Consider the following 6051-nt stretch of genomic DNA (forward strand, 5'->3'; position numbering starts at 1 on the left):
CCTCCAGTGTCAGTCAAACCTCCCAGACAAGGCTCTGGTGTTCATTGATGGTGAGCGTCAATTTCTGAAGGTAGGCCAACAACCGGTAAAAGGAGTCAGGCTGATTGATGCCAGCAGTCGGAAAGCCCGGGTTGAAATCAATGGCGTAGCGAAAGATTATTTTCTCAGTCGTGATATGGGTGATGGTATTCAATCACCGGAGCTTCTGACTGCTCGAATCAACAGAAGCAATGATGGGCAGTACCTTGCCCAGAGTATTATTAACAATAAACCTGTTCAGGTGTTGGTGGATACCGGAGCAAATGTTGTGGCTATCAGCAGTGCCACAGCTGACCGGCTTGGCATCCGATACCAGGATGGCAGCCCGATTCGTGTCGAAACCGCCAGTGGAGTGGTCAAAGGCTTTCAGGTGATGTTGAATTTCGTGATGGTCGGCGGTATTCGGGTTGCTAATGTTGAAGCCACAGTGATTGAAGGCAGTAGCCCTGAAACCGTGTTACTGGGCATGAGTTATCTGAAGCACATCCGATTCAGTGAAGAAGGTGGGGTCATGACATTGCAGGCTCCTTATTAGCTCGCCTGTAACATCTTGTACTGTTACAATTCCACCCCACGACTGTCTTGAGGAGTAGTGAGTGTCTGTTCGTTACGTTGCAGAGTCTCGCTTGCCCACCCCTTTCGGTGAGTTCATCATGCATGGATTTGAAGAGAGTGGCACCGGCAAGGAGCATCTGGCTCTCACCATGGGGGATGTGAGCGAGGGTGGTCCCGTTCTGGCGCGGGTCCATTCAGAGTGTCTGACCGGAGATGCTCTTTTCAGCATGCGCTGTGATTGCGGTCCCCAGCTTGAGGCGGCCATGCGCAAGATTGCCGAAGCGGGTCGCGGGGTGATTCTTTATCTGCGTCAGGAAGGCCGTGGAATAGGTTTGATGAACAAAGTCCGGGCTTACCAGCTTCAGGATACAGGTCTGGATACTGTAGAAGCCAATGAAGAACTGGGTTTCGCCGCTGACTTGCGCAAGTACGATATGTGCAAGACCATGCTGGATCACCTGGGGGTTACACAACTAGTACTGATGACCAACAACCCAAAGAAGGTGGAAGCCCTGGCCCGTCAGGGGGTTGATGTTGTTCATCGTCAGCCCCATCAGACCGGGCAGAATCCCCACAATGAGAAGTACCTGACCACCAAGGTCTGGAAGCTCGGGCATTTGTACGATACCGCGTAATACTTGAGCCGGAGCCAGGTGCGACCTGTTACTGGCTCTTCATGTATTTTGCTTGAAATGAGTTCATCTCCTTCCCTGATAATCCCTTTATCCTATTTTGTGCAGCTTGGCGCGCGCGATTTCCTGAAGGAAACCAGAGCGGGTTCGGTATGCCGGATCAGCTTCCACCAACCTGTCGATCTTCCGCAACATTATGAGCGTGAAGGTCTGCTAATGCCCCACACTCGATCAGAGAATGGCTATCGATGGTATGGGCAGAATGAAATCAAACGTCTTGAAGCGATCATGGCTTACCGTGCTTTCGGCACACCGGTCAGCAATATTGTGCGACTTCTCGACGGTGAAGACGATAGGGAGCAAGAACGCATTTTGCGTGGCCAGCTGCTGGCTCTTGAGCATGAGATTCAGAAGTTGCGCCAGCAGCAAAAAGCCACTGTATTGCTGCTTAAACAACCTTTATTACTGGAGCAAAATATGGTCAACAAAGATCGTTGGGTAGAAATTATGAAAGCGGCCGGGTTCAGCGAGGAGGATATGAAAAGCTGGCATCAGCAGTTTGAAAAAATGGAGCCGCAGGCGCATCAGGAATTTCTGGAGTCACTGGGCATTGATAAAGAGGAGATCGATAAAATCCGCGGCTGGTCCAGACAGCCCTAAAAACCTATAGACTTTCCATCCGGTCCACTGATAATAGCTTTTGCCGTGACATCTGGCGATTTAAGAATATGAGGTCAGCTATGGGGATTTTTGAACGCTATCTCAGCCTTTGGGTTGCTTTGGGCATATTTGCAGGGCTTTTTGGTGGACTGCAATTTCCAGAATTCTTTGAGGCTCTTGGCCAATGGCAATACGCCAGCATTAATCTGGTTATCGCGGTACTGATCTGGCTGATGATCTATCCAATGATGATGCAGGTGGATTTCTCTGCCATTAAAAACGTTCATCGTCGTTCAAAAGGGTTGATCATCACCGTCACTATTAACTGGTTGATCAAGCCTTTCACCATGGCACTGCTGGCCGTATTGTTTATTCGCTATGTTTTTGGCGACTGGATCAGTCCTGAGCTGGGTAAAGAGTATACTGCCGGTATGATTCTACTGGGTGTCGCACCCTGTACTGCCATGGTTTTTGTTTGGAGTCAGTTGACCAGGGGAGACCCTAACTACACTCTGGTTCAGGTCGCCATCAATGACCTGATCATGCTCATTGCGTTTGCTCCCCTTGCCGCCTTTTTGCTGGGAGTAACAGAGGTATTTGTACCCTGGAATACCCTGTTTCTGTCCGTCGGACTGTTTGTGGTGATACCAGTGCTTGCAGGCTGGTTGACCCGAAAAGCTGTTCGCAGCGAACAAGCACTGAGTCTATTTCTGACAGGCATCAAGCCCTTTTCGATCATTGGGTTAATTGGCACAGTCATTCTTCTGTTTGGGATTCAGGCCAACACGATTATTGCCCATCCCCTGGATATCTTCCTGATTGCCATACCCCTGATCATCCAGACCTATCTGATTTTTGCCATCACCTATTTATGGATGAAGAAGTGGAAGCAACCCCATAACATTGCCTCACCTGGTGCAATGATTGGTGCCTCCAACTTTTTTGAACTGGCTGTTGCCGTGGCCATCAGTCTTTTTGGACTGAATTCCGGGGCCGCTTTGGCAACGGTTGTGGGTGTTTTGGTGGAAGTGCCGGTGATGTTGTCACTGGTTGCCTATGCTAATCGAACACGACAGTCATTCACTGAACGGGAGTCTTCCTGATCAGTGACTTTCGAATCGCAGACACCCCGGATTTTCAGAGGCAATGGCTATCAATAAAGTGTTCAGGAGATTCAGGATAGTCATATATAGCGATTTCAGTTTGTGGCTGAAGGCATTAGAATAGCGCCAATTTAAAACAGACTGGATCTTCGGAGCCCTGATTCCTATGTCCTCACGTCGTGAGCTAGCCAATGCCATCCGCGCCCTGAGTATGGACGCTGTACAGAAAGCCAAGTCCGGACACCCCGGTGCCCCAATGGGTATGGCTGATATTGCTGAAGTATTGTGGCGTGATTATCTGAATCACAACCCGGTTAACCCTCAGTGGGCTGACCGGGACCGTTTTGTTCTGTCCAACGGTCACGGCTCCATGCTGCTTTACTCTTTGCTGCATTTGAGCGGTTACGATGTGTCTGTTGAAGACCTCAAGAACTTCCGTCAGTTGCACTCCAAAACCGCAGGCCACCCTGAGTACGGTTACGCTCCGGGCATCGAGACTACTACCGGTCCTCTGGGTCAGGGTATTGCCAATGCCGTGGGTATGGCAGTTGCCGAAAAGACTTTGGCGGCTCAGTTCAACCGGGAAGGTCACAACATTGTTGACCACCACACCTATGTCTTCATGGGTGATGGCTGCATGATGGAAGGTATTTCCCATGAGGTGTGCTCTCTGGCAGGCACTCTGGAGCTGGGTAAACTGATCGTTTTCTACGACGACAATGGTATCTCCATTGATGGCGAAGTAGAAGGCTGGTTCACCGACGACACCGTGCAGCGTTTCGAAGCCTACAACTGGCACGTTGTTCCAAATGTTGACGGTCATGACCCTGAAGCAATACGTGTTGCTATCGAAGCAGGCCGTGCGGAAAAAACCAAACCTACTCTGATCTGCTGCAAGACTGTCATCGGTTTTGGTTCTCCTAACAAGGAAGGCAAGGAAGAGTGTCATGGTGCCCCCCTGGGTGACGAAGAGATCAAATTAACCCGTGAGCGTCTGGGTTGGGAACATCCTGCTTTTGAAATCCCGTCCGACATCTACAGCCATTGGGATGCCAAAGAAACCGGTACCGCTAAAGAAACCGTATGGAACGAAAAGTTTGCTGCTTACCAGTCTGCTCACCCTGAACTGGCGGCTGAATTTGTTCGTCGTCAGAAAGGCGAACTCCCTGCTGACTTCTCTGCCAAGGCAGATGACTTCATTAAGTCCTGTCAGGCAGAAGGCGAGAAAGTCGCCAGTCGTAAGGCTTCCCAGAACACCCTGAATGCTTTTGGTCCGCTGTTGCCAGAACTGCTGGGTGGTTCTGCTGATCTGGCGGGCTCCAACCTGACTCTGTGGAGTGGTTCCAAAGGCGTTAAGCCTGCTGACGCCACTGGTAACTACGTGTTCTACGGCGTCCGTGAATTCGGCATGACCGCCATGATGAACGGTATCGCCTTGCACGGTGGTTTCGTACCTTACGGTGCAACCTTCCTGGTCTTCATGGAATACGCCTGTAACGCTGTGCGCATGGCGGCTCTGATGAAGCAGCGCAGTATTCTGGTTTATACTCACGACTCTATTGGTCTGGGTGAAGACGGTCCCACACACCAGCCAGTAGAACAGATTGCCAGCCTGCGCCTGACGCCTAACGTGAATGCATGGCGTCCTTGTGACACCGTTGAATCGGCGGTGGCCTGGAAACATGCGATCGAGCGTGAAGATGGCCCCAGTGCACTGATCTTCTCCCGTCAGGGTCTGCCCTGTATGCATCGTGAAGCTGATCAGGTAGTGGACATTGCCCGTGGTGGTTATGTACTGAAGGATTCCGAAGGTACTCCTGAACTGATCCTGATTGCTACCGGTTCTGAAGTGGAACTGGCCATGAACGCTGAAGCTGCCCTGACCGCTCAGGGCCGTAAGGTCCGCGTTGTATCCATGCCATCCACTGAGGTTTTCGATGCTCAGGATGCGCAATACAAGCAGATGGTTTTGCCTCTTGAAGTCCCTGCCCGTATCGCGATTGAAGCCGCTGCGGCTGACTTCTGGTACAAGTACGTTGGCCTGGACGGACGGGTCATCGGCATGACCACTTTCGGTGAGTCTGCACCGGCCGGTGATCTCTTTCCATACTTTGGGTTTACTGTAGAAAATATTGTTGCTGCCGCTGAAGAGATTCTGGACTGATAGCAACAACAGGGAACCTGACGCCCTGAATGGCTTTTAAAAGCCTGCGAAAAAACGGCAGATGGTTGATATCAACTGCCGTTTTTTAATTCTATCTATAAGAAGAGATATGTCGTTTTAATTCTGGAACCTTAAACCAGGTTTGACTGCCATTAAAAATGGATCGAGATAAATAGGTTTTCAATTGTTCAATATTTTCAATGGTTAATTTTTTCATAAAAGCTTGTTTTTTTGGTCCGGTTTTTCCCGGGAATAAATGTGAAGCCAGATCCTTTAAAACTGAGGGATTATCAGAGAAAATGATATTGAGAAGTCTCTTCTGAGAGTCATCTAATTCTTTATTTATGTCATCAAGCGTTGCGGGTGCACAATTTGCACGACGAACTTCGCGGAGCGTTTCCAAGATCTCACCAATTTCATCATCAAGCTCTGATGGCAGTATAATCTCTTTTTGCATTGTTCTGGCTGATCTTTTTTCTTCGGTGTGTAAACCTTTTTGATTCAGGTTTTTAACTCTGTTGATTATTTTGTTTTTTTGTTTTTCGGTTGCTATTTCTACGTCTGACTTGCTGAAGTCTATTTCAGAGTCTTGCTTGTTTTTATCGTAATCGAATAGCAGCTCTTCCCCCGGTTTTATATCGCTTATAGCGACAACCACTAGCTGAATACTGTCCTGATTCCCCCATTCTACCGTATCACTGCCTGAACAGCGGATCATGACATTGGGTTCCTTGGAGTGATTCAGGAATCGGATATCCTTCTTACCGTCACGGCCAATTTCAATGGCCGGTCTGCCAGATTTTGCAATAAAAGCACCCGACCAGGCGACATAGGAGTCGTTTTCCGGGAAATCGATCTGATTGCCCATATCCTTCATCGTAAAGACATGATATTTGCC

At 49.3% G+C, this 6051-nt stretch carries 6 protein-coding genes; 5 read left to right on the plus strand and 1 reads right to left on the minus strand.

Going from position 1 to position 6051, the window contains the following annotated elements; translation table 11 throughout:
• The 5 genes from KDK16_RS12940 to tkt all read left to right on the plus strand — a co-directional run.
• Positions 1–574 (plus strand): TIGR02281 family clan AA aspartic protease (locus tag KDK16_RS12940; protein WP_257276441.1); only part of this gene is annotated, 574 nt, incomplete at its 5' end.
• Between the two features lie 61 nt (positions 575–635).
• On the plus strand, positions 636–1229 hold the full coding sequence (gene ribA / locus KDK16_RS12945; RefSeq protein ID WP_257252830.1) for a GTP cyclohydrolase II: 594 nt from the start codon (positions 636–638) through the stop codon (positions 1227–1229).
• A gap of 18 nt (positions 1230–1247) precedes the next feature.
• Entirely contained in the window at positions 1248–1886 is a 639-nt protein-coding gene (locus KDK16_RS12950; protein ID WP_257276442.1) for a MerR family transcriptional regulator, read from the plus strand.
• A gap of 80 nt (positions 1887–1966) precedes the next feature.
• Positions 1967–2989: an ACR3 family arsenite efflux transporter gene (arsB, locus tag KDK16_RS12955; RefSeq protein ID WP_257254959.1), complete on the plus strand. Its 1023-nt coding sequence runs from the start codon at positions 1967–1969 to the stop codon at positions 2987–2989.
• A gap of 166 nt (positions 2990–3155) precedes the next feature.
• Positions 3156–5153: a transketolase gene (gene tkt / locus KDK16_RS12960; RefSeq protein ID WP_257276443.1), complete on the plus strand. Its 1998-nt coding sequence runs from the start codon at positions 3156–3158 to the stop codon at positions 5151–5153.
• A 91-nt stretch (positions 5154–5244) separates the two neighbouring features.
• Here tkt and KDK16_RS12965 read toward each other — a convergent pair.
• Positions 5245–6051: SET domain-containing protein (locus tag KDK16_RS12965; RefSeq protein ID WP_257276444.1), on the minus strand; the 807-nt coding region annotated here is incomplete at its 5' end.

The sequence above is a fragment of the Endozoicomonas sp. SESOKO4 genome, from assembly GCF_024606275.1.

Excerpts from the sequence above, each read along its gene's own strand:
- arsB (WP_257254959.1), top strand. The coding sequence starts at position 1,967 with ATGGGGATTTTTGAACGCTATCTCAGCCTTTGGGTTGCTTTGGGCATA.
- tkt (WP_257276443.1), top strand. The coding sequence starts at position 3,156 with ATGTCCTCACGTCGTGAGCTAGCCAATGCCATCCGCGCCCTGAGTATG.